This is a genomic window from Candidatus Binataceae bacterium, from assembly GCA_035308025.1.
Classification (GTDB): Bacteria; Desulfobacterota; Binatia; order Binatales; family Binataceae; genus JAJPHI01.
In genome coordinates this window covers 167,950-194,153 of sequence record DATGHL010000047.1, presented here as the reverse complement: position 1 = coordinate 194,153, position 26,204 = coordinate 167,950, and the positions used below count along the sequence as shown (strand labels likewise).

The 26,204-nt window shown below is 62.4% G+C and carries 30 protein-coding genes; 18 read left to right on the top strand and 12 right to left on the bottom strand.

The annotated features are described in order from the left end of the window. Nucleotides 1–351 precede the first annotated feature (351 nt). The gene (locus VKS22_14845; protein HLW71890.1) at nt 352–492 is read left to right on the top strand and encodes a hypothetical protein; all 141 of its coding nucleotides are present in this window, start codon (nt 352–354) and stop codon (nt 490–492) included. Nucleotides 493–509: 17 nt separating this feature from the next. Here the strand turns inward: VKS22_14845 and VKS22_14840 are convergent, their stop codons facing one another. From VKS22_14840 to VKS22_14830, 3 genes are all read right to left on the bottom strand, one after another. Then, nucleotides 510–854 carry a DUF2252 family protein gene (locus VKS22_14840; GenBank protein ID HLW71889.1) on the bottom strand — a complete coding sequence of 115 codons (345 nt, stop codon included), beginning with the start codon at nt 852–854 and terminating at the stop codon, nt 510–512. Nucleotides 855–1,041: 187 nt separating this feature from the next. Then, entirely contained in the window at nt 1,042–1,917 is an 876-nt protein-coding gene (locus VKS22_14835; GenBank protein ID HLW71888.1) for an LLM class flavin-dependent oxidoreductase, read from the bottom strand. A 25-nt stretch (nt 1,918–1,942) separates the two neighbouring features. Beyond that, nucleotides 1,943–3,286: an FAD-binding oxidoreductase gene (locus tag VKS22_14830; GenBank protein HLW71887.1), complete on the bottom strand. Its 1,344-nt coding sequence runs from the start codon at nt 3,284–3,286 to the stop codon at nt 1,943–1,945. Nucleotides 3,287–3,468: 182 nt separating this feature from the next. Here VKS22_14830 and VKS22_14825 point away from each other — a divergent pair, with 182 nt between their 5' ends. After that, nucleotides 3,469–3,591, top strand: a complete 123-nt coding sequence (locus tag VKS22_14825) for a hypothetical protein (GenBank protein ID HLW71886.1) — start codon at nt 3,469–3,471, stop codon at nt 3,589–3,591. Nucleotides 3,592–4,105: 514 nt separating this feature from the next. Next, the gene (locus tag VKS22_14820; protein ID HLW71885.1) at nt 4,106–4,717 is read left to right on the top strand and encodes an SRPBCC family protein; all 612 of its coding nucleotides are present in this window, start codon (nt 4,106–4,108) and stop codon (nt 4,715–4,717) included. Nucleotides 4,718–4,722: 5 nt separating this feature from the next. On the opposite strand, the gene VKS22_14815 is transcribed toward VKS22_14820, so the two are convergent. Next, complete coding sequence (locus VKS22_14815) at nt 4,723–4,941, bottom strand: helix-turn-helix domain-containing protein (GenBank protein ID HLW71884.1); 219 nt, start codon at nt 4,939–4,941, stop codon at nt 4,723–4,725. Between the two features lie 122 nt (nt 4,942–5,063). Here VKS22_14815 and VKS22_14810 point away from each other — a divergent pair, with 122 nt between their 5' ends. The 10 genes from VKS22_14810 to VKS22_14765 all read left to right on the top strand — a co-directional run bounded on the left by VKS22_14810 (nt 5,064) and on the right by VKS22_14765 (nt 13,569). Continuing rightward, nucleotides 5,064–5,774 carry a YbhB/YbcL family Raf kinase inhibitor-like protein gene (locus VKS22_14810; GenBank protein HLW71883.1) on the top strand — a complete coding sequence of 237 codons (711 nt, stop codon included), beginning with the start codon at nt 5,064–5,066 and terminating at the stop codon, nt 5,772–5,774. Nucleotides 5,775–5,795: 21 nt separating this feature from the next. Continuing rightward, nucleotides 5,796–6,407 carry a ribosome biogenesis GTP-binding protein YihA/YsxC gene (gene yihA / locus VKS22_14805; protein HLW71882.1) on the top strand — a complete coding sequence of 204 codons (612 nt, stop codon included), beginning with the start codon at nt 5,796–5,798 and terminating at the stop codon, nt 6,405–6,407. 12 nt (nt 6,408–6,419) lie between these two features. After that, nucleotides 6,420–7,388 (top strand): glycosyltransferase, encoded by a 969-nt coding sequence (locus VKS22_14800; GenBank protein ID HLW71881.1) that lies wholly within the window; start codon nt 6,420–6,422, stop codon nt 7,386–7,388. Continuing rightward, nucleotides 7,388–7,942 carry a hypothetical protein gene (locus tag VKS22_14795; GenBank protein HLW71880.1) on the top strand — a complete coding sequence of 185 codons (555 nt, stop codon included), beginning with the start codon at nt 7,388–7,390 and terminating at the stop codon, nt 7,940–7,942. The genes VKS22_14800 and VKS22_14795 overlap by 1 nt, the downstream gene beginning before the upstream one ends. Beyond that, nucleotides 7,932–9,023, top strand: coding sequence for a hypothetical protein (locus tag VKS22_14790; GenBank protein ID HLW71879.1), 1,092 nt, complete (start codon nt 7,932–7,934; stop codon nt 9,021–9,023). Before VKS22_14795 ends, VKS22_14790 begins: the two co-directional genes overlap by 11 nt. Before the next feature lies 1 nt (nt 9,024). Continuing rightward, complete coding sequence (gene murI / locus VKS22_14785) at nt 9,025–9,918, top strand: glutamate racemase (GenBank protein ID HLW71878.1); 894 nt, start codon at nt 9,025–9,027, stop codon at nt 9,916–9,918. A gap of 173 nt (nt 9,919–10,091) precedes the next feature. Then, the gene (locus VKS22_14780) at nt 10,092–11,918 is read left to right on the top strand and encodes an FAD-binding protein (protein HLW71877.1); all 1,827 of its coding nucleotides are present in this window, start codon (nt 10,092–10,094) and stop codon (nt 11,916–11,918) included. An 84-nt stretch (nt 11,919–12,002) separates the two neighbouring features. Then, on the top strand, nt 12,003–12,143 hold the full coding sequence (locus VKS22_14775; GenBank protein ID HLW71876.1) for a hypothetical protein: 141 nt from the start codon (nt 12,003–12,005) through the stop codon (nt 12,141–12,143). A gap of 80 nt (nt 12,144–12,223) precedes the next feature. Beyond that, entirely contained in the window at nt 12,224–12,616 is a 393-nt protein-coding gene (locus VKS22_14770) for a nuclear transport factor 2 family protein (protein HLW71875.1), read from the top strand. A 95-nt stretch (nt 12,617–12,711) separates the two neighbouring features. Continuing rightward, complete coding sequence (locus VKS22_14765) at nt 12,712–13,569, top strand: SMP-30/gluconolactonase/LRE family protein (protein HLW71874.1); 858 nt, start codon at nt 12,712–12,714, stop codon at nt 13,567–13,569. A gap of 48 nt (nt 13,570–13,617) precedes the next feature. Here the strand turns inward: VKS22_14765 and VKS22_14760 are convergent, their stop codons facing one another. Next, nucleotides 13,618–14,070 (bottom strand): hypothetical protein, encoded by a 453-nt coding sequence (locus tag VKS22_14760; protein HLW71873.1) that lies wholly within the window; start codon nt 14,068–14,070, stop codon nt 13,618–13,620. Between the two features lie 147 nt (nt 14,071–14,217). Between VKS22_14760 and VKS22_14755 the strand changes: the two genes are divergently transcribed. The 3 genes from VKS22_14755 (at nt 14,218) to VKS22_14745 (ending at nt 17,705) form a co-directional block, all read left to right on the top strand. Next, nucleotides 14,218–15,330: a zinc-binding dehydrogenase gene (locus VKS22_14755; GenBank protein HLW71872.1), complete on the top strand. Its 1,113-nt coding sequence runs from the start codon at nt 14,218–14,220 to the stop codon at nt 15,328–15,330. A gap of 59 nt (nt 15,331–15,389) precedes the next feature. After that, complete coding sequence (locus VKS22_14750) at nt 15,390–16,355, top strand: cyclase family protein (GenBank protein ID HLW71871.1); 966 nt, start codon at nt 15,390–15,392, stop codon at nt 16,353–16,355. A gap of 123 nt (nt 16,356–16,478) precedes the next feature. Continuing rightward, nucleotides 16,479–17,705: an amidohydrolase family protein gene (locus VKS22_14745; GenBank protein HLW71870.1), complete on the top strand. Its 1,227-nt coding sequence runs from the start codon at nt 16,479–16,481 to the stop codon at nt 17,703–17,705. Between the two features lie 493 nt (nt 17,706–18,198). On the opposite strand, the gene VKS22_14740 is transcribed toward VKS22_14745, so the two are convergent. Further along, the gene (locus VKS22_14740; GenBank protein HLW71869.1) at nt 18,199–19,236 is read right to left on the bottom strand and encodes a CoA ester lyase; all 1,038 of its coding nucleotides are present in this window, start codon (nt 19,234–19,236) and stop codon (nt 18,199–18,201) included. A 67-nt stretch (nt 19,237–19,303) separates the two neighbouring features. Beyond that, nucleotides 19,304–19,561 (bottom strand): hypothetical protein, encoded by a 258-nt coding sequence (locus VKS22_14735; GenBank protein HLW71868.1) that lies wholly within the window; start codon nt 19,559–19,561, stop codon nt 19,304–19,306. Between the two features lie 196 nt (nt 19,562–19,757). Here VKS22_14735 and VKS22_14730 point away from each other — a divergent pair, with 196 nt between their 5' ends. Both VKS22_14730 and VKS22_14725 read left to right on the top strand, forming a co-directional pair. Continuing rightward, entirely contained in the window at nt 19,758–19,883 is a 126-nt protein-coding gene (locus tag VKS22_14730; GenBank protein ID HLW71867.1) for a hypothetical protein, read from the top strand. Nucleotides 19,884–19,886: 3 nt separating this feature from the next. Further along, entirely contained in the window at nt 19,887–20,264 is a 378-nt protein-coding gene (locus VKS22_14725; GenBank protein HLW71866.1) for a phosphoadenosine phosphosulfate reductase family protein, read from the top strand. A gap of 553 nt (nt 20,265–20,817) precedes the next feature. Here the strand turns inward: VKS22_14725 and VKS22_14720 are convergent. The 5 genes from VKS22_14720 to VKS22_14700 all read right to left on the bottom strand — a co-directional run bounded on the left by VKS22_14720 (nt 20,818) and on the right by VKS22_14700 (nt 26,198). Further along, nucleotides 20,818–21,972 (bottom strand): acyl-CoA dehydrogenase family protein, encoded by a 1,155-nt coding sequence (locus VKS22_14720; GenBank protein HLW71865.1) that lies wholly within the window; start codon nt 21,970–21,972, stop codon nt 20,818–20,820. A 51-nt stretch (nt 21,973–22,023) separates the two neighbouring features. Then, nucleotides 22,024–22,428, bottom strand: coding sequence for a cobalamin B12-binding domain-containing protein (locus tag VKS22_14715; protein HLW71864.1), 405 nt, complete (start codon nt 22,426–22,428; stop codon nt 22,024–22,026). A 40-nt stretch (nt 22,429–22,468) separates the two neighbouring features. Further along, nucleotides 22,469–24,115 carry a methylmalonyl-CoA mutase family protein gene (locus tag VKS22_14710; GenBank protein ID HLW71863.1) on the bottom strand — a complete coding sequence of 549 codons (1,647 nt, stop codon included), beginning with the start codon at nt 24,113–24,115 and terminating at the stop codon, nt 22,469–22,471. Between the two features lie 26 nt (nt 24,116–24,141). Beyond that, the gene (locus tag VKS22_14705) at nt 24,142–25,287 is read right to left on the bottom strand and encodes an acyl-CoA dehydrogenase family protein (protein ID HLW71862.1); all 1,146 of its coding nucleotides are present in this window, start codon (nt 25,285–25,287) and stop codon (nt 24,142–24,144) included. Nucleotides 25,288–25,424: 137 nt separating this feature from the next. Beyond that, nucleotides 25,425–26,198: an enoyl-CoA hydratase-related protein gene (locus VKS22_14700; GenBank protein ID HLW71861.1), complete on the bottom strand. Its 774-nt coding sequence runs from the start codon at nt 26,196–26,198 to the stop codon at nt 25,425–25,427. Nucleotides 26,199–26,204 lie beyond the last annotated feature (6 nt).

Genomic DNA, 26,204 nt, shown 5'->3' with positions numbered 1-26,204 from the left:
TCTGACACCCGAGGAGTTCGCGGCGAAGAATCAGGGAAGCTCGGCCGTCGCGCGCACCGCTTGGCCAGCAGACCAGGAGCTGGCCGGCGCGGCGCAACGCGCTCCGGCCTCGAATCCAAAACCCGACGCGTTGGGCATTGTCGTGCGGCATCCGGCACGAGGGTAGCGGGGAGCGGCAGCCTGCATAGCTTCCTTGATGTCGATCAAACAAAAACTCTCGCCTTGACACGGCGGCTTGCCGACACCAAGGAGTCGGCGAAGCGCAGCCGGCCGAGAGAACTACACCCCTTCATCCAATAGGCCGCGTCGAGTACCTCGACTGAGTCGTGGTCTTTTCTGGCGCGGAGAGAGGTGACGAGCTGGCGGACGGTCGCGCTTGAACATCCGTTGAATTTCGAGCTGTTCATCTCGGCGGAGCGGCCAGAACCGTTTGCCGAGCGGGATGTTTGGACCGATATCTTCGATGCGGTCGCGAGCCAGCTCTCTCCATGAGCGGCGCAAGGAACGTGTCATCGCAATCTGAATGGCTTGGGCCGTTGATACTGAAAGTCGCTGTCGGCGGCGTCGTCACTGAAGGCCTGCTCGTAGCCCTCGATCAGTTGCTCGAGCATTTTTGCCGTGGTGACGCCCGGCAGGTCGGAGCCGCGAGCGGCAGTCGCGAGCGAGAGGCCAAGGCGGATCAGGTCGTGCGCAGGATTGCCGATCACGGTCTGGTCGAAATCGCGGATCTGAATATCGATGTGACCTTCGGTGTTCGCGATTGGGCCGAGGTTGCCGACGTGACAATCGCCGCAGATCCAGACCGCGGGGCCGTGCGGTAAATTACGGCCGGGCGGAAGTTTCGAGCCATTCATAGAACTTCCGGGTGCTGCCGCGCACATAGGCGTGGGCCGAGCGGGCCATCTTGAGGCTGCGTCGTGCAGCGAGAATCGATGGCCGGTACTTGAAGCGCGGAAATTTGAGAGCTCTCGATTTCATACTAGGAAGCTATGTGTCGTGCCCATGAGTCCTGAATCGCCCCGCATTGTTTAGAAAATCAGTTCATCCCGATGGCCCGGCATGAATCCAGTGACATGCCTGATCGAACTGTTGCGGATCGAATGGCATCGTTTCGATCCACCAGGTGACGCCCACCTGAGCATATGATACCACCAGTTGCCGATCTTGTGCCGATCGCGATCCCATAGCGGATTCAAAGTGAATTACCTCAAATGGAGCATCTCCCGAACGGAAACCATTGATATATGCGACCATCTCGGCTACCTGCGAAGGGGTGAGAGAGGTGGCTAGATCTCCCCGCACCGGCACCACGCCGTCGTACCGCGCCGCGCGCCGCATCGCCGGCTTTCGCGGCCAGGAGCCGGCGATCCAAATAGGAATACGGGGTCGTTGCAGACACGGCGGAACCACTTGTGCGTTGTTCAGGCGATAATGCCTGCCATCGAATGAAAACGGTTGTCCGCTCCACAGAGCAGAAAGCACGATCAAACCCTCGTCGAGCATTTCAGCTCGAAGTTTGTCGTCCAACGGGCCGCCGAAAGTACTGATCTCGCCGAAGGCATCGGAGCCAAGTCCCACGCCCAAGACGAGCCTTCCCTTCGACAGGTGGTCGAGGGTGACGGTTTCATAAGCCAGCTTCGCCGGATTGCGGCGAAACAACGGGGTGACCAGCGCCCCCAGCCGAATCCGACTGGTCGCCTGCGCTATCAGGGCAAGCGCGATCCAGGGGTCCGCGAGCGGCGGAGCTCCAGCGAGCAGCAGGTGGTCCCACACAAAGCAACCGTCCCATCCGGCGTCCTCCGCTTCTTTCGCCAACTGCGCGACAATGGCAACGTCGCTGAATGGCCCGGCAAGGGGGAAATTGAGTCCGAACCGCATCGCGATCAAGCATTCCTTCTCTCGAAAGATGTTCTCCAATAAAGATGGCTTGCTCTCTACTATGTCACTTGGCCGGCGGAATGTTCTGATTGACGCGAAAGAAGTTGTCGGGATCGAACTTGCGCTTGATCAGCGCCAGGCGATGATATTTGTCGCCATAGGCAGCGCGGACGCGAGCTTCGCCCTCGTTCTCGAGGTCGTTCAGATACACGGCGCCGGTTGAGAGCGGCGCCATCGCGTCAAAAAAACTCTCGACCCACGCCCATGACTTTTCACGGTCGCGGGTTTTCTCCCAATAAGTATGGACCCAGAATTCGAATCCCGTCTGTCGAAACCCGAAAGCATTATCATGCGGCTTCGCGCACCACGGCCCATGCCAGTACAACATGGTAATGCCGCTCGCTTCGTGCGGCGCATTCGACGCATGTTGAATGATAGTGTCGATGATGTCGCCGGTCAGCCTTTTAAAGTGGCCGCCCCGCCGATGACTTGATTGTACTCCTTCGGGAACGTCGTAACCGCCGCGCTGTTCGTCGAGATACGCTTTGGGCTTTATCGAATCCGCGAAGGGGCGCAAGTAGGTGCGCAGCGGACGCAGCAGGCGCTCGCCCTTTTCCTTTTTACCGCTCCACACAACCTTGACATCGAGCATCCGCTCGCCCGGATGTGGCAGCACGGCAGCAATCAGAAACAGGTCGGACGGAATCGTCGGCGCGAAACCATCGAGAAAATCCAGGATTTTTTTGGCTTGGCGGAGCGGATACTTCAAGCTGCCTGAAAGCACAGTTTCGATTGGATGAAGCTCGAATTCGAGCGATGTAGCGACACCGAAATTTGCGCCGGCGCCGCGCATCGCCCAGAACAAATCGGGATGTTCTCCAGGCTTGGCAGTTAAGATTTTACAGTCGGCAGTTACGACTTCGAGACCGACGATGCTATCGCATCCGTAGCCGAACATGGGCGTGAGCGAGCTTTCACCTCCGCCGAGTGAATATCCGGCGACACCGACGGTCGGACATGATCCTAGCGGCACCGCCATCTTGAACGACTGAGTAAGACAATCCAACTCGCCGGCGAGGACGCCCGGCTCGATAACAACTCTCCCGCGTGCCGGATCGATCTGAACACGTTTCATCGGCGACAGATCGATGACGAGTCCGCCTTCGCAGACTCCGTGGCCCGCGAAACTGTGGCCGCCGGAGCGAACCGCTGTGAGCAGGCCATTACGACGAGCAAAATCAACGGCGCGCTGAACGTCTTTGCGGTTGGCACACCTTACGATGATCGCAGGGTGCAGATTGACGGCATGATTCGTGACCCGCCGTAATTCGCCGAACCTGCGGTCGCCGCATAAGACGATTTCGCCGCTTAACGATTCCGCAAATTTCGCGACGCCGGAAAGGTTCACTGGTGGATGCTGGCATCCAGTCCTTGTCGAGACAACTCCAATTACGACAATGCTTTTCGCCTTCAAAGTGCGTTATGTCGCTCGAAAACCGGCCGATTGGATTTCCGATGCGCCCTTCCATGCTCTCCTCCTCCTCGGCCAGGTGGGGGAGTTTCTAATGATAATTACTGGGGGAGATTCACATGATTGCCGACATCGCCGAAGTGGGCTTCGAGCGCGGTATCGAGGATGAGGCGGTTGGCGCGGGCAAAGCGGACGTGATGGGGCGCGCGGGCGCCGTCAACCGCGAAGCGCAAAGCGGCTGATCGCGCGCGGCGGCGAGCGCTTCGAGGGCAATCTGGGTGCTGACGCAATCGCGGACGGTATCGGCACGATCAGCACCGCGCGCGCCGTCGCGGGCAGCGTCGAGGGCGCGTCCGGCGGCCTCGTCGAAATTCGCGGCGCGAGAAACGGATTCTCGCGAAGGCGATGGCACTACTTTTGGTTGCCTACTCTTGTTGGTCGCGGTCGCCTATGCTTGCGGCAACCTATGCGTGTTTGCCGATATTTCATTTCTCGCAGAACTCTTCCCCTATGGAATCCTAGCGACAATAATGCTTCTTGCATTTCGTCGCGCAAAAACCGCTTCCATCGAGCAACAGCGTCAGGGCTGGCAGGCAATATTGAACAATTTTGCTCGGCACGTTGATGCGCGTGCGTGAGCGACATTCGCGTTGAGCAGCTGTAATGCGGTGGACGGTTGCGGTGGCAGTTGCGTCCCCGCCTGTGCCGGGGCGGCTCCCCTTACAGCCCGGCGCTGCCCACCTTAAGGAGAGAACCATGTGGACGATTCTAAAAATCGTCGGGCTTGTGCTCGTTGTCAGCGTCGGTGGCATTCTTATCTATGCCGCGACCATGCCGAAGGATTTCCGTGTCTCGCGCTCGATAACGATCAACGCGCCGCCGGAGAAAATATTTCCACTCATCAATGACCTCAAAAGTTTCAACGAATGGAACCCCTTTGCCAAGCAAGACCCGAGCAATGCGATCGCTTACAGCGGTCCACAAAAGCGGCAAGGGCGCTGGAGATTCGTGGGACAGCAAGGGCAGAGCGGCAAGGGCAGTCTGGCGATTACCGACACTGCACCGCCATCGCGCGTCAATATGCGGCTGGACATGGAAAAGCCGATGGAGGGGCACACCAACATCGTGTTCGCGCTGCAATCGGTGGGCACCGCCACAGAAGTGAGTTGGACCATGGCGGGGCCATATCCTTACATCCAGCGGGTTTTCGGCACCGTCTTCAACATGGACAAAATGATTGGCGGCGCGTTCGTAGTGGCCTGTTGGATCTCAAGGCGCTCGCCGAGAAATAGGCCAACCATCAGCGGGAGCGGCGAGTCTGTGCAGAGTGTCGGGATTTTAAGACAGGTACAGGGAATCTGTGCTTGATTGAGTCAGTTGCGCCGCTCGGTCGCGTCGTCCGGTTTCATGTTGCGCTCGAGGCACCAGCGATCGATCACCTCGGCGTTAAAGCGCCAGTCTGTGCCGATGCGAAAGCCCGGTATCTCTCCGCGCCGCAGCAGCTTATAGATGGTCGAAGGATGCACGCGCAGGTAAGCCGAAAGCTCACGCACCGTCATAACCCTGGGCAAACTGTATTTAGGCTCCGCCACGTCTTGCTCTCCCGCAACCAGCAACCGAGGTCATCAATCAGCGCGAACGCTGCTCCAGTTCCGAGCTTTTAAGGTTTGATACCTTGTTAGGCGACCTTTATTAATCCCAAACATAGTCAAAAATGCATTTAGTGGTCAAGGGGGTACACGACGGTTTCCCAACAGACGATCATTGCTTTTTTCACCCGGTAGCATCTGCCCTCCGGCGCGGGGCTGATGCATGGTTATTACCTTTCGCGAGCTTTTGGGCCTATACTTGCGCTCGACGCTTGCCCAGACTGAAGCCATCTCCGATGCTACGTGCAGCAAAGATCTGGTTGATTGGAGCCACTCTGCAAGCCGTTTGTGCCGCCGCGGAGAATCCGCAGGTTGCTTCGATCGCGCTTAGTCTGCCTGCGCTTGCTCAGAACGGAACTATCGTACGGCGCTACACGTGCGACGGTGAAGATATTTCGCCCGCTATCGTCTGGAGCGGGATTCCGGCAAGCGCCAAAACTCTGGCGCTGATCGTCGATGATCCGGACTCGCCGTCAGGCGTCTTTACCCATTGGGGCGTGTTCAATTTGCCCACCAAGCTATCCGGGCTGCCGGAAAATCTGCCGCAAACGCCGGCGCTGGCTGCGGGTGGCGAACAGGCTCGAAATGATTTTGGCCGGATCGGGTATAGTGGCCCGTGCCCGCCGTCGGGATCCGAGCATCATTACCACTTTAAATTATATGCGCTGTCGAGGACGCTCCGTCTCGCGGCCGATGCGGATGCGCGAACACTGGTGGTGGCGATGCGCGGATACGTGCTTGCGCGGGGCGAGGTCGTGGCAAATTACGGACGGTAGTTCGCGCCCAGCGGGTCGATCATGAAGTTCGCGGCTGAATACCTGCGCTCGACGACCACTGTCGGCGACTATCCCCGCTGGAATCGGGTCGAAGTTGCACTGGCCGGGCGTTCGAATGTGGGCAAGAGTTCGCTCCTGAACGCGCTGACGGAGAGCCGCGGATTGGCGCGGACCAGCAAGACTCCCGGACGGACGCGGGCGCTGAATTTTTTCGGTCTGGGCGCGGGCCTCGCGCTGGTCGATCTGCCGGGCTTCGGCTACGCCAAGATGGCGCGCGCCGACGCCGCGCACCTCGGTGGGCTAATCAACGATTATCTCACGCAACGCGAGGCCCTGGCCGGGCTCGTTCTGCTGATCGACGCGCGGCGCGGGCCGGAAGCAGAGGAGCTGGCGCTGCTCGCCATGAGTGATCGCCACGACGCCTCGGGCGTGGCCTTGAACCCGCTGACGATCGTGGTGGCGGCGACCAAATGTGACAAGCTGCGACGCTCGCAGCGCGCCGCCGCGCTCAAGCCATTCGCCGCTCATGGCCTCGAGCCGATCCTCTGCTCGGCAGAGAGCGGGGAGGGGCTCGAGGAGTTGCGCCGCCGCATTATCGCAATCGGCCGGAATTACTCCCGCCTTTCCGCGTAATCGCCCGCGCCGATGGAGACTGCGGTCAGCGTAATTATCGCGACGTATAATCGGCGCGCGATGGTGGCCGAGGCGATCGCGAGCGTGGTCGCCCAGCGCGAGGTCTGCGCCGAGTTGATTGTCGTCGACGACGGCTCGACCGACGCAACCGCAGAAACTCTCGCGCGCATCGCAGGCGAAGTACGCGCGGGTGCGGGCGGCGTTGCGATGCGAATCATCGCGCATCGAGAGAAGCGCGGCGTGGCGGCCGCACGCAACACCGGCGTCGCGCTCGCGTCGGCGCCGATAGTGGCCTTTCTTGATTCCGATGATCTGTGGCGGCCGTTCAAGCTGAGACGGCAAATCGATTTTATGGCGACCCATCCGGAGTGCGCGATTGCCCAGACCGCTGAACTCTGGATGCGCGATGGCGTGCAGGTGAATCCCGGCATGCGGCATCGCAAACGCGCCGGTGATATTTTCCTCGAATCGTTGCGCACCTGCATTCTGAGCCCCTCTGCGGTAATCCTGCGAACCTCCTTGTTTCGCGCGCTCGGCGGCTTCGACGAAGGGTTGGAAGCCGCCGAGGACTACGACTTATGGCTGCGCATTCTCGTGCGGCACGAGGCCGGCTTGATCGATGAGCCGTTGGTGATCCGGCGCGCCGGTCATGCGGGACAGCTTTCGGCGAGCGTGCCGGCGATCGATCGCTTCCGGATCCTGAGCTTGCTCAAATTGCTCGCGCACAGCGATGATCTATCGTTGGAGCAGCGCGCTGCGGTCTGCGCGGTGCTGGCGGAGAAAAGCCGGATTCTGGCGAAGGGGCTGAGCCGGCGCGGCAACGATGATCTGGCCGAGCGGATCGAAAGACTGAGTGTGCAGGCGCCAAACTGGATTGTGGGCGCCGATCCGCAACTGCATCATGAGTTGGCGACTCTGCGCCCGCTCCTCACGACGACGCGCAGAATTGAGGAAAATAGAAATGACTTCCACGGCTTCTAATGATTGAGCGCGAGCAAAGCGGGCGGATTCGAGACTGGGCGGTGCAGCGCAGGTTGCCCGCCGCGATCGTCGAGCGCTGGCTCGGGCTCGACGCCGCCGATCGCGACGCGCTCCTCGCGCTCGCCGAAGGCTTGCGCCTGCGGACCGGACAATTCGTCAGCGCCTTTGAATTGCTGGAGGAGACTCGGCTGCGCGACGGCGGCGACGTAGCCGGCATTCTCGCACGGGGCGAGCTACGCGGCGTGATCGAGGGCGGAGGCTCGCGGCCTGAGCGCGCGCATCTGCTGCTTGAAGGCCTGCGGGCGATCCGTTTTCCGCGCCTGCGCGCCGCTGCGGCCGGGCTCGCGGAGAAAATCGCCGAACTCAAACTGCCCTTGAGCATCCGCGTGGTCTTGCCGCAAAATCTCGGCTCTGATGAGCTGCGCGTGGAGCTGACGGCGCGCAGCGGCGCCGAGCTGGAAGAGTTGCTCGACGCCTTGGCGGCGCGCCGGACCGCGCTATGCCGGATCGCCGACGCGCTCGGTGGCAGCGATGAGTTTGAAGATGAATTTTGAACTGGAGGCGCTGTTTGTCGAGGAGGACGCGCGGGCGAGCGCGCTGGCCGAGCGCGTGATCGCGCGGCTGCCGGCAGGGGTCGCAGTCCGCTACGTCGCCGACGGCCGGAGCGCGACGCGGCCGCCGGCGGGCGCCGACCCTTTTGGCGCGGCCAAACGGCGGATAGTTCTGATGCGCCATCGGGGCGGGTTTCTAAAAAGTTGTCCGGCGGGCTCCAGCGAATTCGCCTGCTGCGGCTACCAAGTAATGATTCTGGCGTCGAACTGTCCGATGGATTGCAGCTACTGTTTTCTGCAGGAATACGTCGCCGACAATCCGGGCCTGCAGATCTACACGAATTACCACGAGGCCTTCGATGAGCTCGATCGCCTCGCGGCGCGCGCGCCGGGGCGCAGCTTCCGGATCGGCACGGGCGAGCTTGCCGACTCGCTGGCGTTTGACACGCTCACCGGAATCAGCCGCGACTTGGTCGAGTACTTTGCCGCGCGCCAGAATCTGCTGCTGGAACTCAAGACCAAGACGGACGAGATCGCCAATCTGCTCACGATCGATCCCAAGGGACGGACGCTGGTGTCGTGGACGCTTTCACCCGAGCGGGTTTTTCGCGCCTCGGAGCATCATACGGCCGCGCCGGCTGCGCGGATCGACGCGGCCCGCCGCGTGCACGAAGCTGGCTACAAGGTGGCGTTCCATCTCGATCCGATTATCGCCTATGCGGAGGCCGAAGCGGACTATGCCGCGCTGCTGGAAGAGCTCTTCGCGCTGATCCCGCCGGAGCGAATCGCCTTTATCAGCCTCGGCGGATTGCGCATGACGCCCACGTTGCGCACGATCGCGCGGCGGCGCTTTCCCTCCGATCCGATGCTGGTAGGCGAGGAAGCGCTGGCGCCTGACGGGCGCTATCGCGCCTTTACTCCGCTGCGGCTCGGGCTGTTTACGCGGATCCGCGAACGGCTAACGCGGGCGCATCCGCAACTTCCGATCTATCTGTGCATGGAGAGCCCGAGCGCTCATCGGCGAGTCTTGGGCGCGCCGCCGGCGTCGCCGGCGCAGATGGGCGCGCGGCTGGCGCGCGTCTGAGATGGCCGTTCGCCGCAGCACGATCGGCGGAGCGCGCGCGAACAAGGTGGTCGCGCTGGACGTCCGCGCGCGCCGCCGGCCGCCGGGCGCTGCGGCAGATAATCGCGCGCGGGCGATCGGGGTCTTCGATTCGGGGATCGGCGGGCTGACGGTGCTGAAGGAGTTGGCCGGCGCGCTGCCGGCCGAGGACTTCATCTACCTGGGCGACACCGCGCGCGTGCCATACGGCACGAAGTCGAACGAAGTGATCATCCGTTATTCGCGCGAAAACACCGAATTCCTGCTGGCCAAGGGGATCAAGCTGCTGGTCGTGGCCTGCAACACCTCGAGCGCGATCGCGCTGGGGACGATCGCGCGGGATACGATCGTACCGGTGATCGGAGTGATTGAGCCGGGCGCGCGGGCCGCGGCGGCAGCCTCGCGCAACGGGCGGATCGGCGTAATCGGCACCGAGGCGACGATCGCGTCGGGTGCATATACACGCGCCTTGCAGCAGCTCCGGCCGGGCGTCGAGATTTACACGCGCGCCTGCCCGCTGCTGGTGCCGCTGGTCGAAGAGGGCTGGACCGACAACGAGATCGCCGAACGCACGGTGGCGCACTACCTGGAGAGCCTCAAGCTCAGCGGGATCGACACGCTGCTGCTGGGCTGTACGCATTATCCTTTGCTGAGCGAGCTGTTCGGGCGGGTGCTCGGGCCGGGCGTCAGTCTGGTGGACTCGGCCGTGGCGACGGTCGCCGCGGTGACGGAGCGGCTCCACGAATTGCGGCTCGCGCGCGCCCGCGGGATGGGCACGCAGAGCTTCTTCGTGACCGAGAACCCGGAGCGTTTCGTGCGGGTGGGGCGGCGGTTCCTGGGTCCGCAGGTGGAATCGGCGGTGCGGATCGAACGCTAGCGGAGCGAAGCAAGAAGCTTGACGCAGCGCGCAGACTCCTGACCTTGGCCGCGCGTCGCAGACTCCGCCGCCCCCTGTGCTCGCTCCGCGCAGGAGCGCTCCGCTAGTGTCATCGCGGTGGGTTTGCATCACCGTTTGCGGTTGACTACTTAAGTCGGCGAGGTGTCAGTAGCTTGCTTAAAATCGCGGTTTGCATAAAGCAGATCCCCCTGATCGAAGACGCCAACTTCGATCCGGTCACCAAGACTATCAAGCGCGATGGCGTCAACGTCATGAGCGCCTATGACCTGCGCGCGATCGCCCAGGCAATCGAACTTAAAAACCGAATCGGTGCGGAGACCACCGCGGTGACGATGGGGCCGCCACAGGCGCGCGAGGTGCTGATCGACGCGCTCGGGATGGGAATCGATCACGCCGTGCATCTGGAGGATCGCGCGTTTGCAGGCGCGGATACGCTGGCGACCGCGCGGGCGCTCGCGCTGTGGCTCGGGCGCGGCAAATTCGATTTGATCCTGCTGGGCAAATATTCGCTCGACGCGGAGACCGGACAGGTCGGCCCGGAGATCGCCGAGCTGCTCGGCGTGGCGCAGATTACCGGCGTCCGCAAGCTCGTGATTGAAGGCGAGCGGGTGGCGGCGGAGCGCGAAAGCGATGAAGGTTTTGACGAAGTCGAATGCCGCCTGCCGGCGCTGCTGACCTGCGCCGAGCGGCTGATCAATCCGCTCAAGATCAGTCCCGCAGCGCGCGAGGCGGCCCTCGCGCATCCGATCACGAGCGTCCGCGCGGCGGAACTCGGCGCCGAGCCGGGGCAGTTCGGGGTCGCCGGCTCGCCGACCTGGGTGCAGGGCGTGCAGGCGCAGCAGAGCGCGAAAGTCGCGTGCCGGATGATCGACGCGAGCGACCCGGAGCGCGCGGCTGAGCGGATACTGGTCGAGCTCGAAGCGCGCGGCGCGCTCGCGCCACGCCAGCACAAGAAGCGGCCGGTCGCCGCGCAGACACGCAAGCCCGTGCGCGGTAAGGATGTCTGGGTGGTGGTCGAGACCGGTCTCGACGGCGCGGTGACGCTCGGCAGCCTCGAGTTGCTGTCGGCGGGCGACGCGCTCGCCAGCGCGCTCGGCGGCGCACTGGTCGCGCTCGGCCTGGGCGGAGGAATCGCCAAACATGCCGGGCTGATCGCCAGCTACGGCGCCGACGAGATTGTCCTGCTCGAAAATCCCGCGCTGGAAAGTTACTCGCCCGAGACCGCGGCGGAAGCGGTTGCTCATCTGGTGCGCGAACGCACGCCGTGGGGCTTGCTGCTCTGCGCCAGCGAAAAGGGGCGCGACTGGGGTCCGCGGCTCGCGGCGCGGCTGAAGCTCGGGCTGACGGGCGACGCGATCGGACTGGAGCTGGATTCGGCGCACGGCCTGATCGCCCTCAAGCCGGCCTTCGGCGGCAATATCGTCGCGCCGATTCTGTCGAAGACCTACCCGCAGATGGCGACCGTCAGACAGGGCGTGCTGGAACTCGCCGAACCGAATCCGGAGCGCGCGGTCGAACTGGAGACGGTACGCGTCACGGTCGGTGCGCCGCTGACGCGGCTGGTGGCCGAGCACTCGAGCGTTGACCACACGATCGCGCCGCTCGACGGCGCCGAGGTGATCGTGGGGGTCGGCATGGGCGTGGGCGGGCTGGAAGGCGTCGAGCGCTGCAAGGCCTTCGCGCGCGTGCTTGGGGCGGGGATGTGCGCCTCGCGGCGGGTAACCGACAAGGCCTGGATGCCGCGTCAACTGCAGGTCGGTCTAACTGGCAAGGCGATCGCGCCGCGGCTCTATTTTGCGATCGGCCTGCGCGGGGCGCCGAATCACACGGTCAGTATCAAGCGCGCGGAGACGATCGTCGCCGTGAACAATGATCCCGAGGCGACGATTTTCGAGTTCGCTCATCTCGGCCTGGTGGGTGATTGGGCGCCGATCACGCAAGCGCTGACCGCGGCGTTCGAGCGCCGTCATACGCGCTAAGCCTCGGCGAATCGCGCGCAAAAAGTGCCGACGCAATTGCGGCGAGCGGAAGCGCTGAGTTAAGGTCCGAGCAGGTCGCCTCAGATGGAAGCAGCGATGATCGTTTACGGCCTCTTTGCCGGGCTGCTTGTAGTCATTTTGGCGGTGATCTTCGTCGCGGCCGGGATTTCCGCGGTCGTCCGCGGCTGGCGCCGGCTACGCGCCGGTCCGGCCGGCAAGGGCTAGCCTCGGCGTCCATTGCAAGCGGGCCGCGATCGGGACTAAGTTGCGATCGTAACTTGCAGACAACTTGGGAGGTAAAAAAGATGGGCGCAGAAGAAAACAAAAAAGTCGTGATGGGACTGTTCGAAGCGATGAATGCGGGCAATGCGGCCGCGCTGTTGGGCGCGCTGGCAGATTCGGCCACCTGGTGGGTGGCGGGCAGCTTTCCGCTCTCCGGCACCAAGACCAAGGCGCAGTTCGCAGAACTGCTGGGTGGTCTCGGCGGGAAGATTGACGGCGCGTTGCGGCTGAATCCGCTGGGCATCACCGCCGAGGGCGATCGCGTCGCGGTCGAGGCCGAATCCCACGCCAAGATGAAAAACGGCAAGACCTATCAAAACAAGTACCATTTCCTGTTCCAGGTGCGTGACGGCAAGATTCAGCAGGTCAAAGAGTATCTCGATACAATGCACGCCAACGACGTGCTCTGCTCGTAGGAATTTCCTCGGGGAGAGTAACGCATGAACCGCACCCGCCGCAGGCTCGCGATAAGGCAGTCTGCGCGGGGCGGCATCTGAAGAAGGAAACCGCGATGCAGTTCGAAACTCTGGCAACTGGCTACGGCTTGGTCGAAGGCCCGCGGATCGATCCGCAAAACCGGCTCTACTATAGCGACATCCGCGGTGGCGGCGTGATGCGGCGGAACCCGGACGGGCGGATCGAGACCCTAATCGCCGAGCGCAAGTTCGTCGGCGGTATCGCTCTCAACGAGGGCGGCGGGATGATCGTCAGCGGCCGTACCCTCGCTCATTGGGACGAAAAGAGCGGCAAGGTCCGCGACCTCTTCGCCGAATGGGACAACAAGCCGCTCTTCGGAATTAATGATCTGACGACCGATGACCAGGGCAGCGTCTGGTTCGGCACCTTTGGCTTCGATATCCATGCCGGCTTCGACTTCAAGACCGCGCCGCCGGCGGGCTCGCTCTTCCGCATCGACCCGCCGGGCAAGGTGACGAAACTTGCCGAGGGCGTCGAGGTGACTAACGGGCTCGGCTTCAGTCCCGACCGCAAACTGCTCTACCATTGCGATTCTCAGTCCGGCGTATGGGTTTATGACGTGCGACCGGATCGTACGGTCGGACCGCGCCGCCTCTTTGCGAAGGTGCCGGAGGGCGCCCCTGACGGCATGACCGTGGACGCCGAGGGCGGCGTCTGGGTGGCGGTCGTGATGGGTCCTGGCGAAGTCGTGCGCTTCAAGCCCGACGGCACGCTCGATCGGCGGGTCAAGGTGCCGGCGAAATCGGTGACCAGCGTGGCCTTCGGAGGACCGGACATGCGCGATCTTTATGCGGTGACGGCGAACAACAGCAATGATCGCGCGCTCAAGGGCTCGGTGTTTCGCGCCCGCGCCGAAATCGCGGGATTGCCTGTGCCGAACGCGCGATTTTGACGCGAGCGCTGCGCAGACTCGGGCGCGCTTCGGAGCTGCGTCAGAATTCTAGTGAGACCGGTCGGGTTGACGTGTTGGCGACGACTTTCTCGAAGCCGCCAAGGTGAGCGTGGCGGTTAAGTGGCGCGTGGCGCGAATGGCTCGCGGCGGGGGCTTGTGCGCATCAGCGGGCTTGAGCGGAATTTCCCGCCGGTCTTTGTCGTAATTAATCATGACGTAGAAGAGCGCGTTGGCCAGCGCAATTTTCAGAATCGCGAAGACCAGCACGAACGCCGAGATCCACAAGAGCTCGTCCCAACTCCTCGCCAGCGTCACGACCACCGTCACGCACATCGCGAGGGCGGCGAGTGCGAAAGTCCAGAGCAGGATTTTGATCGATGCGGCTTCCTCGCGCTCGGCGGCGATATCCCGTGCTGCGCTTTCCCGCGCCGCGACCGCGGCGGACGTAACCGCAGCTTTGCGGATGCGCACCGGCCGGCTGAATTTAACGATCGCGCCCATCGAGGTTGTCCGTCGCTGCTCTCGGGATCTCATCCTAGCGCAGACTTGTACAACAAGAGCAACCCGCTACCGCCTGCGGACAAAAAAGTTCTAGAGTGGGCCGTCGCACGCTGCTTTCATTCACGGAAACCGTGCGCAAAGGGAAGCATGGCCAAGTCGCGAGCGGTAGTTCAGGTCGGCGCCCGGCGCTTCGAGATGCAGCAGTTCGAGTTGCCGCGGATCGGCGCGTATGACGCGCTGCTGCGGGTCGAGGCCTGCGGCATTTGCGGCAGCGATGTCGATCAATATGACGGCAAGCTCGACGCGTTGCTCGCTCTGCCGATGATCCCCGGCCACGAGCCGGTCGGCGTAATCGAGGAGATCGGTGAAGAGGCGGCGCGGCGCTGGGGGCTGGCAGCGGGTGATCGCGTCGTGGTCGAGCCGACGCGCGGATGCGGCCATTGTCGCGCCTGCAAACGCGGCGACTATCGCAACTGCCGGGTCGGGCGGCCGGGCGCCGCTATCTCCGTATGCGGTTTCATCCCGACGACGATTGCGCCGGCTTTGTGGGGCGGGATGGCGGAGTTCATGTATCTCGATCCTGAAGTTGCCTTGCACAAGGTGGCGCCCGGCGTGGCGCCGGAGCTGGCCGCGCTCTATCAGCCGATCGCCGCCGGGATTAGCTGGGCGCAGCGGATTCCCGGCACGCGGCTCGGCGACACCGTGGTGATTTTCGGCGCGGGGCAGCGCGGAATCGCCTGCGTCGCCGCGGCGCGCGAGGCCGGTGCCGCGCACGTCGCGATCGTCGCGCGCCGCCGGAGCGCCCATCGGATCCGGCTGGCCGAAGAATTCGGCGCCGACGCGACGATCTATGCTGACGAAGATGTGGTCGCGCGGGTGCGCGAGCTGACGCAGGGCGACGGCGCCGACGTCGTGGTGGACGTGACCTCCGAGACCATGGAGCCGATCGCAAAGGCGGTCGAGATCGCGCGGGTCGGCGGCACGATCATACTGGCCGGCGTCAAAGGCCCGACTGCGGCAATTCCCGATCTGCGCAACGATCGCATCTTCTCGAAGGAACTAACTATCAAGGGGGTTAAGAACGCCGATTTCGATTCCTTTGCAGCGGCGGTACGGCTGATCGAATCGGGGCGCTATCCGTTCGAGAAAATGCACACCCATAGTTTCGCGCTGAACGACATCGACCGCGCGATTCGCACGCTGGCGGGCCGGATTCCCGGCGCACAGGCGATCTCCGTCGCGCTCGATCCGCGGCTTTAATCGGGTTATCTCTGCAACGAATCTTTGCTCAACGAAACTTTTCTCAAGGAGGAGAAATCATGCCGAACAAACCTATCGAAATGACCGAGTTGCTCAAGGACTCCCCGAAGAACTGGGGACGCTGGGGCGCCAACGACGAAATCGGCTGCTTGAATTTTCTCACTGATCAGGAAGTGCTGCGCGGAGTTCGCGCGGTCAAGCAGGGCAAGGTCTTTATGCTCGGCGTGCCGGTCGCGCGTCCGGCCGGCGACCCGACCCATCCCTTGCGCTCGCAACCGATTCATACGCTGACGCACGACGAAGGCTCGTATATTTCCGGGCGCGACAAACCTTTTCCGGGCGGGCTCAAATACTCCGACGACGTCATCACGATGTTTCCGCAATCGACCACCCAATATGACGCGCTCGGCCATGCCTGGTACGGCGACAAGCTCTACAACGGCTTCGATCCCAAGACCACGATCGGCGGTCTGCAAAAGTGCTCGGTGCAGCCGATGGGTGAACACGGCGTGGTCGGGCGCGGCATCCTGATCGACGCGGCGCGCTTCAAGGGCAAGAAACATCTGGACCGCGGTGAGGGCGTCACGCTGACGGATCTGCTCGACGCCGCGAAAAAGCAGGGCTCGACGATCGAGAAACACGACATCGTGGTGCTGCACACCGGCTGGCTCAACCGCTTTTATGAAGAAGGGGTTGGAGCGTTTTTCCCGGATGGTCAATTCGACGAGCCGGGGCTGGAGTACAGTCCCGAGCTGGTGAAATGGTTTCACGAGATGGAGATCGCGTCGATCAGCGCCGACAACGTCGGCTGCGAGCAGGGCTTTAACAAGACAACGCAGAGCACGGGCGTGCTGCATGGCGCGCTGCTGTGCAATCTCGGCGTAATTTTCAACGAGATCGTCTGGCTTAAGGATCTGGCCGACGACTGCGCCAAGGACAAGCAGTATACGTTTCTGTTTGCCGGCGCGCCGCTCAAGCTGGTGCATGGCTGCGGCTCGTCGGTTAACCCGATCGCGATTAAGTAAGAGGGGGAGAGAGATTGCGCGCGGCATCGTAGGCTTGCCAACCCGTCAAGCGATTTGCCATCATCCGAATGTCCCTCGGGGACAAATTCAATCGGGGAAACTATTGACGGAGGAAATGAATCAATGGCTTACGAAGAGCTGCTGATCGATGCGGATGGCCATATTCTCGAGCCGCCGGATCTTTTTGAGCGTTATTTGGAACCGCGCTATCGGGAGCGCGCGACGCGGCTGACGGTCGGCGACGACGGTTTCGAGTTTCTCGAAATCGACGGCAAGAGATCCGAGCTTACCAGCCCGTCCCTGCTACACAGTCTGGGCGGGATGAAGAAGCTGCGCGAGATGGGCGAGAAGGTCGGGGCGTTCAATGACGGCCGGCGCAAGGAACTCTACGCCCGGGCAGAGGAAAAACGCGCCGTCTTCGAGAGTCTCAATACTGGCCGGCGCGAGGACACCTATCTAGCGGGCTGCGCGCCGGGTGCGATGGACCTGAAGGAGCGGCTCCAGATTCTCGACGCCGAGGGGATGGCCAAGTCGGTCATCTATCCAACGCTCGGGCTGTTGTGGGAGGCGGAGATCTTCGATACGGAATTGGCGTCGGCGCACTGCCGCGCCTACAACCGCTGGATCGCCGAGTTTTGTCACGATTCGGGCGGACGGCTGGTGCCGATCGCGCACATCTCATTGGGCGATCCCGAGGAGGCGGCCAATGAACTGCAGCGCGCGGTCAAAGCCGGCTGCAAAGGCGCTTTCGTCGCGCCCTATACGATTACGCGAAAGCCGCACGGCCATCCGGACCACGACGCCTTTTTTGCCGCCGCGCAGGATCTGAATGTTCCGGTCGGGATTCATCCGGGCCTTGAACCGACCGCTTTCAGCATTCATCAGCGCTTCGACGGCATGAGTTGGGCCGATTGGTACTTCGATCTGTTTGCGGCGCAGGGTGTCGGCCATGCCTTCGCGACTCTCTTCCAGTACGGGGTGTTCGATCGCTTTCCGAAGCTGCGCGTGGTGGTGCTCGAATCCGGCGCCGGCTGGATCGGCTATTGGCTCGACCGCGGTGACGCAATCTATCGCCATACCGGACTGGGCGGCACCGTGCAGCTCGAGGAGCCGCCATCCTACTACTTCAAGCGGCAATGCTATATTTCGGCGGATCCGGATGAGCGCTCGATCGCCGCAATGACGCAACTGGTCGGCGAGGATCGCTTTTTCTGGGCCAGCGACTATCCGCACCCTGACCATCCGGGCGATTACATGGAAGAGCTGCGCGGGATGGTGGCCGGCATGACGACGACGGCGCGGCGCGGCGTGCTGGGCGAGAATGTAGCGCGCGCGTTTAACCTGATGTAGCAATTGGGCGAGCGGCGCCCGATGGCGGAGGAAGGCGCCGCTCGCCTCTGAGTGTTAAGAGAAGTTCGCGGGTCTTGATGAGGCCGACAGCTTGGCGCAACCAGGGCCCGCTGGGGAGCTTTGATTTGAAAAAGTCCATTCGCTCGGTAAATTGCGCTGACTGATCTCGTTAGCGGAAGAAGCAGAACTATGAACTGAGACCGACGTGCAAATCCCAAAGAGTTCGCAACATCCAGATAATAGCATCGCTCCTAAAGCTACGACGAATAGTTTTAGCATGACGTCCTCCGTTAGAAAGCGGACCCGGGCTATTTGCGTCGAAAGCGCTCGCATCAACCCGCGCTAGTCAGCTGTCATGTTTTTATGAGCAGCTTGTGTGCCAATCTGACCGAGTCACAAACATCGGGATTTTAGATCGCTCGATTCCAAACCAGTCGAGCGTCGCGACTGACCATTAAATCCGGCGAGCATACGCAGTTACGTCGTCTGAAGATCAGCCGGTGCGCTTCATCAGTTCGAGAATGTCGTAGCCGGTGATCGATTTGCTCTTGGCCGACCAATCCTTGAGTTCAGCCTGATCGACCAGACCGGCTTGCGCCCCCTTAGCGAGGTCCATCAGGGCGATCTTGATGGTGGCCTCGTCGATCATCTCGCCGCTCTTGGGATCAGCCATCGAGCCGCCGCCCTTCTCATGATAGAGCTTGATGACGCGGCGCGCCTCTTCGACCTGAGCCGTACTCGGCGTGTAGCACTCGTTGCAGATGGGCGCCTGCTGCGGATGAATTACCCAGGTGCCGTCCATCCCGAGTTCGGCGGCGCCCTGATTCTTCTCGCGCAGCCCGCGCTGCAGTTCGGCGACGCGCTCGGGCGAATCCTCCTTACGCCACAGCCGCAGATAGACGTTGTCCACGGCGTGCAGTCCGGCGGCCTTGGCAGCGACGACCACCGCCTGCTTGGCATAGTGAAAGTTCTGATTCTGGCGCTCGACGATCTCGCGGATGCCGAGATTCGCGGCGAAATCCGCGATGCCGAAGACCAGCCCGGCCATCCGATCCGATGCAGTGGCGATCTCGTAGGCTTTGACCAGCGATTGCGGGGTCTCGATCAATGATTCGATCTGGATGTGGTACTTCCAGCCGCCGCGCTTCTCGAGATCGTCGAGCAGGCTCGCGACCTGTTTGATCTCCTCGGGCCCGCGCGTCTTCGGCAGCATGATGCCGTGGAAGCGGTTGGGCGCGCCCAGCACGATCGCTTCGAGGTCACCCTTGAAGAAGGGCGAATGGATATTGTTGGGCCGCACGGTGACGATTTTTTTCCCGAAGTCGAGCGTGGTCAGCGCCTCGACCATCGTCTTGCGGCTTTTCTCGCCCTTGAATTCGTAAGGACAGGCGTCTTCAAAATCCGCCATCACATGATCGACCGGCGACTTCACGGGATCGGCGGCGTTCTGATGAAGCTTCATGCTATGACCGGGATAGGTCATCTCGGTGCGGGGAATGACGAAACGCGCGCCTTGATCGAGAATAAACATGCGGTCCAGAGCCTCCGGCTGGTATCGTGGTGAAAAGAGCCGCAAACGTCAACAATCGCGTTGCGCGTCAATACCGTATGCCGGTGGCGAGAAAAATCGGGGAGGCTGGATTCTCATACTTCGCCGAAAAGCCGCTTGCGGGCATCTTCGTCATGCGGCAGATCGGGTAAGCCTGGATCGCAACCGGCGCGGGCGCCTCAGGATCGAGCACGAGCCGCCAATAGATTATCGCGAGCGCTATCGCGGGCAGGACGAGGATTAGCCTAACCCAAAAAGCGAAATAGATGAGGAACACAGTTGCGACTATCGCATACATCGCAATCATCAAGATCAGGTGTGAGCGGTCCCTCATTGAAGACCGCGGATTTCGGGGCCAGCGTGATTATGATTATTTACCACCGCAGACGGAATTGCGATCACCAGCATGAAAAGCAACATGCCGCCAAGCGTCAAGCCGAACAGCAGTCCTAGATACTTGAGCTCGCGCCGGCCGAAACGAAGTTTGACCTTCGCTGCGGGAAATGCCGAGCACCAGCCGCATCCAGGCAATTGCGGAGGATGTGCCAATCGCGAACCTTTACAACGCGGTCAACTCGCGCCTGCTCTGCTGCCAGGTGCGCAAGGTGCTGCCGGTGCGCGCGCCCTGATGAATTACGACGCCTGGATTACGGGGCTGCGGCGCGATCAATGGGCGACTCGCTCGAATATCCGCAAACTCGAAAATCGATCACGATCATGGCGGGATCGTGAAGTTCGCGCCGCTGGCCGACTGGACCGATGAGGAGGTCTGGGACTATATCCGCGCCAACGACGTCCCTTACAACGAGCTTTATGACAAAGGCTTTAAGTCGATCGGCTGTGCGCCCTGCACGCGCCCGGTGGCGGACGGCGAAGATCCGCGCAACGGCCGCTGGTGGTGGGAGACCGGCGCGCCCAAGGAATGCGGGATGCATTGCGCGATCGAGACCGGCGGCTTCGAGCATGAACTCGCCGCCCTGCTCGGCCACAACGGCAATGGTACCGCTTAGGATCCGCGGAAGTTAACGCGGTTCATTCCAGCAGGCGTCTGCGGGGTCAATGCCCGACTTCAACGGAAGCGTGCGCTTCATTGGTTCTTCGCGCTCCGTGCAGTAATCGGGATTGGTGTCGCCCTGCTGATGAATAGGATAATCGAGATTACTACCTCTTCACTGTGCCGATGAATGCTTGATCCGGATTACTAGCTCTTCACGTACAAAAATATGTGGATAACGCGACCTTAGTGCAAAAGTTCGCCTTGCGTCATTGTTCGGGCCGCTTAGAATACTAAGAAGGTGGGCGGAGGTCCGGTCCCGGGTAATGCACTCGACCCCAAGGGGTGCGGTCAGCTCCGGGAAATGCTGTGGCCACGGCGAAGGACCTCCCGTCCACCTCAACAAATAATCGCATAACCCGCAGCTCGAGGGAAAGAGCTAAGCACCATTGTCCCCAAGATCTGAAGTACAGACGCAGCGGTGGTCGCGGGAGTTCAGAATCACTAGCGCGGTGACAGAAATGCCCGGTCGGATGTGGCCCGACTCCTCCGTCCAGAGATGAGGTCTGTCAGGGCAGGTAGCCGTCGCGGAGGAGCGATTTAGCGATAATCATGCGCTGCACCTCGCTGGTGCCCTCGCCAATCTCGGCGAGTTTGGCGTCGCGCATGTAGCGCTCGACCGGAAAGTCCGTGACGTAGCCGTAGCCGCCGTGAATCTGCACGGCCTTGGTGGTCGTCCACATCGCAGTTTCCGAGGCGAACAACTTGGCCATCGAGGCCTCTCGCGCAAAAGGCTTGCCGGCGTCGCGCAGCGCGGCGGCGCGGCCGGTGAGCAGCCACGAAGCCTCGATCCGCGTCGCCATGTCGGCGATCATCCATTGGATCGCCTGGAATTCCGCGATCGCCTTGCCGAACTGACGCCGCTCTTTGGCATAGGCCGCGGCGTCCTCCATCGCGCCGCGCGCGATACCGCCGGCCCATCCGGCGATCCCGATGCGGCCGCCCTCGAGCACGCCGAGCGTCTGCCGGTAGCCGGCGCCGAGTTCGCCGATCAGATTGCGCGCCGGAATGGCGACGTTGTCGAAAACAACCTCGGCGGTGTCCGAGGAGTGCAGTCCAAGCTTTTCGATCTTGCGGCCGCTACTGAGGCCGCGCGAGCCGCGTTCAACCACAAAGGCGGAGACGCCTGAGCGCGCCGCCGCGGGGTCCGTCACCGCCATCACAACGTAGACGTCGGCGACACTGCCGTTGGTGATGAACATCTTCGCGCCATTGAGCGTATAGCTGTCGCTGTCGCGGGTGGCGCGGGTTTTCATCGCGGCGGCGTCCGAGCCCGAGCTCGGCTCGGTCAGGCACCAGGCGCCGAGTTTTCTGGCGGCAACCAGATCGGGCAAGTAGTGCGCGCGCTGCTCCTCGCTGGCGAACAGCGCGATGTGCCCCGACGACAGCGACATATGCGCGGCGCACGAGAGCGCGAGCCCGGCGTCATAGCGCGCCAAACCCTCGACGACCACGACTTGAGAGAGCGTGTCCGCGCCACCGCCGCCGTACTTTTCCGGAAACGAAACCCCGAGGAAGCCGAGCTCGCCCAGTTGCGCGACGACGTGGCGCGGGAAGCTCGCGTCGTTGTCCCACTGCCTGGCGTGCGGCTTGATCTCGCGCTCGGCGAAGACCGCCAATGTTTCGCGAATTTGTCGCTGCTCAGCGGTCAGCTCGAAGTCCATCAGGAGACCAAACCCCGTCGCCGCACGGGCCTATCCTGATACGGCATGGGCCTAGGCGCGCGGGTGAACGTTTTCATTCACCCATTTGACGATGTCTTCGGTGGACGCGCCGGGCGTGAAGATTTCTTTCACCCCGAGAGTCTTGAGCTTGGCCGAATCTTCGTCGGGGATGATGCCGCCGCCGAAAATCGCGACGTCGTCCACGCCCTTGGCCTTGAGGAGGCGCATGACCTCGGGGAAGAGCGTCATATGCGCGCCGGAGAGGATGCTGAGCCCGATCGCATCAACGTCTTCCTGCACCGCGGCCTCGGCGATCATCTCGGGCGTCTGATGCAGTCCTGTGTAGATCACCTCGAAGCCGCCGTCGCGCAGCGCGCGCGCAATAATCTTGGCTCCGCGATCGTGGCCGTCGAGGCCCGGCTTCGCCACCAGAATTCGTAATCGTTTGTCTGCCACTTTATTAAAATCCAGTCCCGCTCTTAATATCCAGTCCGGTCTAGATCCAGCCCGGGTCTTTGTAGACGCCGAACTCGGCGCGGTAGATGTCGCTGATTTCGCCGACCGTCGCGTCGCGGCGCACCGCCTCGCAAATCGGTTCCATCAGATTTTCACCGGAGCGGCAGGCCTCGGCGACGCGCTTCAAGGCCTCTCTGTGCGCGACGCTGTTGCGCTCGCGCTTCATCTGGCGGGTGCGCTGAATCTGCCGTTCTTCGAGCGCATGATGAATCTTCAGCGTCGCGATCGGGATCTCTTCGGGAATGGTGTACTTGTTGACCCCTACCACCGTCTTGACGCCTTGCTCGAGCTGGCGCTGATAGTTGAAGGCGGCCTCGGCAATTTCGCGTTGCGGATAGCCGCGGTCGATCGCCTTGAGCATCCCGCCCATCTCGTCGATCTTGCGGATGTATTCGAGCGCCTCGGCTTCCATCTTGTCGGTGAGGGTTTCTATCGCGTAGCTGCCGCCGAAGGGGTCGATCGTATTGGTGATACCGGTCTCTTCCGCGATGATCTGCTGGGTGCGCAGCGCGACCATTACCGACTGCTCGGTCGGCAGGGCGAGGGTCTCGTCCATCGAGTTGGTATGCAGCGACTGGACGCCGCCGAGGACGCCGGCCAGCGCCTGAATTGCGACGCGGACGACGTTGTTCATCGGCTGCTGCGCGGTCAGCGAAACGCCGGCGGTCTGCGCGTGCGTCCGCAGCATCATGGATTTGGGATTCTTGGCGCCGAAGCGCGCGCGCATCAGCCGCGCCCACATCCGGCGGCCGGCGCGCAGCTTGGCGATCTCTTCAAGAAAATCATTGTGCAGGTCCCAGAAAAAAGAGAGCCGCGGCGCGAACTCATCGACGTTCATTCCGCGCTCGACCGCGTCCTGCACGTAGCAGAGGCCATCGGCGATCGTGAAGGCGAGCTCCTGCACCGCGGTCGAGCCAGCCTCGCGGATGTGGTAGCCGGAGATCGAGACCGGATGAAAGCGCGGAGCTTTTTTCGCGCAAAACTCGACCATGTCGGTCACGATTCGCAGCGACGGCGCGGGCGGGCAGATCCACTCCTTCTGCGCGATGAATTCCTTGAGCATGTCGTTCTGGATCGTGCCGCTGACCTGCTCCCAGGGCACGCCCTGGCGCTCGGCGACGACGAGGTATGAGGCGAGCAGAACCGACGCCGAGCAGTTGACCGTCATCGAGGTCGAGACCTTGCCGATCGGAATCTGATCGAACAGGCGCGCGGTGTCATGCACCGAGGAAACCGAGACGCCCTCGCGGCCGACCTCGCCCATCGCGCGTTCGTGATCGGGGTCGTAGCCCATCAGCGTCGGCATGTCGAAGGCGGTCGAGAGTCCGTCCTGACCCTGTGCCAGTAAAAATTTGAAGCGCTCGTTCGTCTCCTCGGCGAGGCCAAAGCCCGCGAACTGGCGCATCGTCCAGAGCCGCCCGCGATACATCGACTCGTAGACTCCGCGCGTGTAGGGGAACTGGCCTGGGTAGCCGATCGCATCGTCGTTGCCGTTCGCCTCATGGGAGGCCAAATCCTCGGCGGTGTATAACGGCTCGATCGGCATGTCGGAGAGTGTCGTGAAGCGGACGGGCCGCTCGGCGGTGCGTTGATAAGTCTTTTCGAGCCATTCCTGTTTTGTCGTCACGATCGTCTCCTAAGCGGATGCCGTCTTTATCGGGTCTGGAATACCTGTCCCGCGATGATCATGCGTTGGACTTCCGAGGTGCCCTCGTAAATCTCGGTGATCTTGGCGTCGCGAAAATAGCGCTCGACCTTGAACTCCTTAGTATAGCCATAGCCGCCGTGAATCTGGACCGCTTCGATTGCGGCTTTCATGGCAGCTTCCGAGGCGAACAGTTTCGCCATCGCGGACTCGCGCGTGCAGGATTTGCCGGCGTCCTTGCGCGCGGCGGCCTGCAGCGTGAGGAGGCGGGCGGCGTCGATCTCGACCGCCATGTCGGCGAGTTTCCACTGAATCGCCTGATAGCTGGCGAGCGGGCTGCCGAAGGTCTGGCGCTCGTGCGCATATTTGAGCGAGGCTTCGAGCGACGCCCGCGCGATCCCGATGGCCTGGGCGGCGATCCCGATGCGTCCGCCGTCGAGCGTCTTCATCGCGACCTTGAAGCCCTCGCCCTCGCCGACGAGCAGATTTTCGCGCGGCACGCGCAACTCGGAGAAGCTCAACTGCGCGCTATGCGAGCCGTTGATCCCCATCTTCTCTTCGATGTGCGTGACCTCGAAGCCGGGCGACGCGGTCTCGACCGCAAAGGCGCTAATCCCCTTGACCCCCTTATCGGGCGCGGTGTTGGCGAAGAGGATGCAAACCCCGGCTTCGGGACCATTGGTGATGAAATTTTTGACGCCGTTGATCACATAGCTGTCGCCGTCGAGGACGGCGCGCGTCTTCTGCATCGCGGCGTCGGAGCCGGCTTGCGGCTCAGTCAGGGCGAAGCATCCGAGCCACTCGCCGGCGCACATCTTCGGCAGAAAGTGCGCGCGCTGCCCCTCGTTGCCGGTGCCCAGGATCGGCCACTGCGCGAGCGACGAATGAGCCGAGACAATCACCGCGGTCGAGGCGCATTCGACCGCCAGCTCTTCGATCACCAGCGCGTAGGCGACGTTATCGAGCCCGGCGCCGCCGTATTTTTCAGGAATGAAGACGGCGAGCATGCCGAGCGCGGCGAGTTCAGCGATTGCCGCATGCGGAAAGACATGCGTGCGGTCGATTTCGACGCCGACGCGCTCGAGTTTCTCGCGGGCGAAGCGCCGCGCAAGATCGCGCGCGCCGGATTGAGCTTCACTAAGTTCGAGGTCCATCTTAGAAGTACGCCAGCCCGGGAATCTGCCATATAAGCCGGACTGAATCTGGCGTTACTTCTATCTTAGATATTCTGCCCCGTCGATAGAATCCCGAACCCGATCACTATCGGGACCTTACACGCGTAGAACCAAAGTTATCGATGCGACCACTTGGGGTCGCGTTTTTCGACGAAGGCCTTGGTGCCCTCAGCCTTATCGGCGCTGGAGAAACTCAGACCGAAGGCGGCCTGCTCGTAGAGCAGCCCTTCGCTTTCGCTCATCGTGAACGACGCGCGCAACGCGGCCTTACACTGACGCAGGGTGAAGCCGGACTTGCTCGCGAGCTTCTCGCCGAGTTTGCGGGCTTCGGGCATCAACTGGTCGGGCGCGACGACGCGGTTCGCGAGTCCCCAGTCCAACGCGGTCTTGGCGTCGATCATGTCACCGGTCAGGATCAGCTCGCGGGCGCGCGCCTGGCCGATCCGATGGGGGAGCCGCTGCGTGCCGCCGAAGCCCGGAATCACGCCGAGATTGATCTCGGGCTGGCCGAAACGCGCTTTCTCGCTCGCGACGATCAGGTCGCAGGCGAGCGCGAGTTCGGTGCCGCCGCCGAGCGCAAAGCCGTTGACCGCGGCGATCACCGGGATCGGCAGCTCCTCGAAGGTCGCCATCACGCGATGACCGAGGCGGCAGAATTCCATGCCGTCGGTGGTAGACATGGCGGACATCGCGGCGATATCGGCGCCGGCAACGAAGGCGCGATCGCCGGCGCCGGTGACGATCAGCACGCGAATCGAGGGATCGTGGCGGACGTCGCGCAGCACGCGGGCGAGCTCCTCGACCACGGTGCGGTTGAGCGCGTTGAGGGCCTTGGGCCGGTTGACCGTCACGGTCGCGATCTCGCCCTTGTCAAAAATCAGTTCGTCCATGCCAGT

What these genes read in the sequence shown, in the direction of transcription:
- VKS22_14840 (HLW71889.1), bottom strand. Translation starts at nt 854, where the DNA reads ATGAATGGCTCGAAACTTCCGCCCGGCCGTAATTTACCGCACGGCCCC.
- VKS22_14825 (HLW71886.1), top strand. Translation starts at nt 3,469, where the DNA reads ATGATTGCCGACATCGCCGAAGTGGGCTTCGAGCGCGGTATCGAGGAT.
- VKS22_14820 (HLW71885.1), top strand. Translation starts at nt 4,106, where the DNA reads ATGTGGACGATTCTAAAAATCGTCGGGCTTGTGCTCGTTGTCAGCGTC.
- VKS22_14810 (HLW71883.1), top strand. Translation starts at nt 5,064, where the DNA reads ATGCATTTAGTGGTCAAGGGGGTACACGACGGTTTCCCAACAGACGAT.
- yihA (HLW71882.1), top strand. Translation starts at nt 5,796, where the DNA reads ATGAAGTTCGCGGCTGAATACCTGCGCTCGACGACCACTGTCGGCGAC.
- VKS22_14800 (HLW71881.1), top strand. Translation starts at nt 6,420, where the DNA reads ATGGAGACTGCGGTCAGCGTAATTATCGCGACGTATAATCGGCGCGCG.
- VKS22_14795 (HLW71880.1), top strand. Translation starts at nt 7,388, where the DNA reads ATGATTGAGCGCGAGCAAAGCGGGCGGATTCGAGACTGGGCGGTGCAG.
- VKS22_14790 (HLW71879.1), top strand. Translation starts at nt 7,932, where the DNA reads ATGAATTTTGAACTGGAGGCGCTGTTTGTCGAGGAGGACGCGCGGGCG.
- murI (HLW71878.1), top strand. Translation starts at nt 9,025, where the DNA reads ATGGCCGTTCGCCGCAGCACGATCGGCGGAGCGCGCGCGAACAAGGTG.
- VKS22_14775 (HLW71876.1), top strand. Translation starts at nt 12,003, where the DNA reads ATGGAAGCAGCGATGATCGTTTACGGCCTCTTTGCCGGGCTGCTTGTA.
- VKS22_14770 (HLW71875.1), top strand. Translation starts at nt 12,224, where the DNA reads ATGGGCGCAGAAGAAAACAAAAAAGTCGTGATGGGACTGTTCGAAGCG.
- VKS22_14765 (HLW71874.1), top strand. Translation starts at nt 12,712, where the DNA reads ATGCAGTTCGAAACTCTGGCAACTGGCTACGGCTTGGTCGAAGGCCCG.
- VKS22_14760 (HLW71873.1), bottom strand. Translation starts at nt 14,070, where the DNA reads ATGGGCGCGATCGTTAAATTCAGCCGGCCGGTGCGCATCCGCAAAGCT.
- VKS22_14755 (HLW71872.1), top strand. Translation starts at nt 14,218, where the DNA reads ATGGCCAAGTCGCGAGCGGTAGTTCAGGTCGGCGCCCGGCGCTTCGAG.
- VKS22_14750 (HLW71871.1), top strand. Translation starts at nt 15,390, where the DNA reads ATGCCGAACAAACCTATCGAAATGACCGAGTTGCTCAAGGACTCCCCG.
- VKS22_14745 (HLW71870.1), top strand. Translation starts at nt 16,479, where the DNA reads ATGGCTTACGAAGAGCTGCTGATCGATGCGGATGGCCATATTCTCGAG.
- VKS22_14740 (HLW71869.1), bottom strand. Translation starts at nt 19,236, where the DNA reads ATGTTTATTCTCGATCAAGGCGCGCGTTTCGTCATTCCCCGCACCGAG.
- VKS22_14735 (HLW71868.1), bottom strand. Translation starts at nt 19,561, where the DNA reads ATGATTGCGATGTATGCGATAGTCGCAACTGTGTTCCTCATCTATTTC.
- VKS22_14730 (HLW71867.1), top strand. Translation starts at nt 19,758, where the DNA reads ATGCCGAGCACCAGCCGCATCCAGGCAATTGCGGAGGATGTGCCAATC.
- VKS22_14720 (HLW71865.1), bottom strand. Translation starts at nt 21,972, where the DNA reads ATGGACTTCGAGCTGACCGCTGAGCAGCGACAAATTCGCGAAACATTG.
- VKS22_14705 (HLW71862.1), bottom strand. Translation starts at nt 25,287, where the DNA reads ATGGACCTCGAACTTAGTGAAGCTCAATCCGGCGCGCGCGATCTTGCG.
- VKS22_14700 (HLW71861.1), bottom strand. Translation starts at nt 26,198, where the DNA reads ATGGACGAACTGATTTTTGACAAGGGCGAGATCGCGACCGTGACGGTC.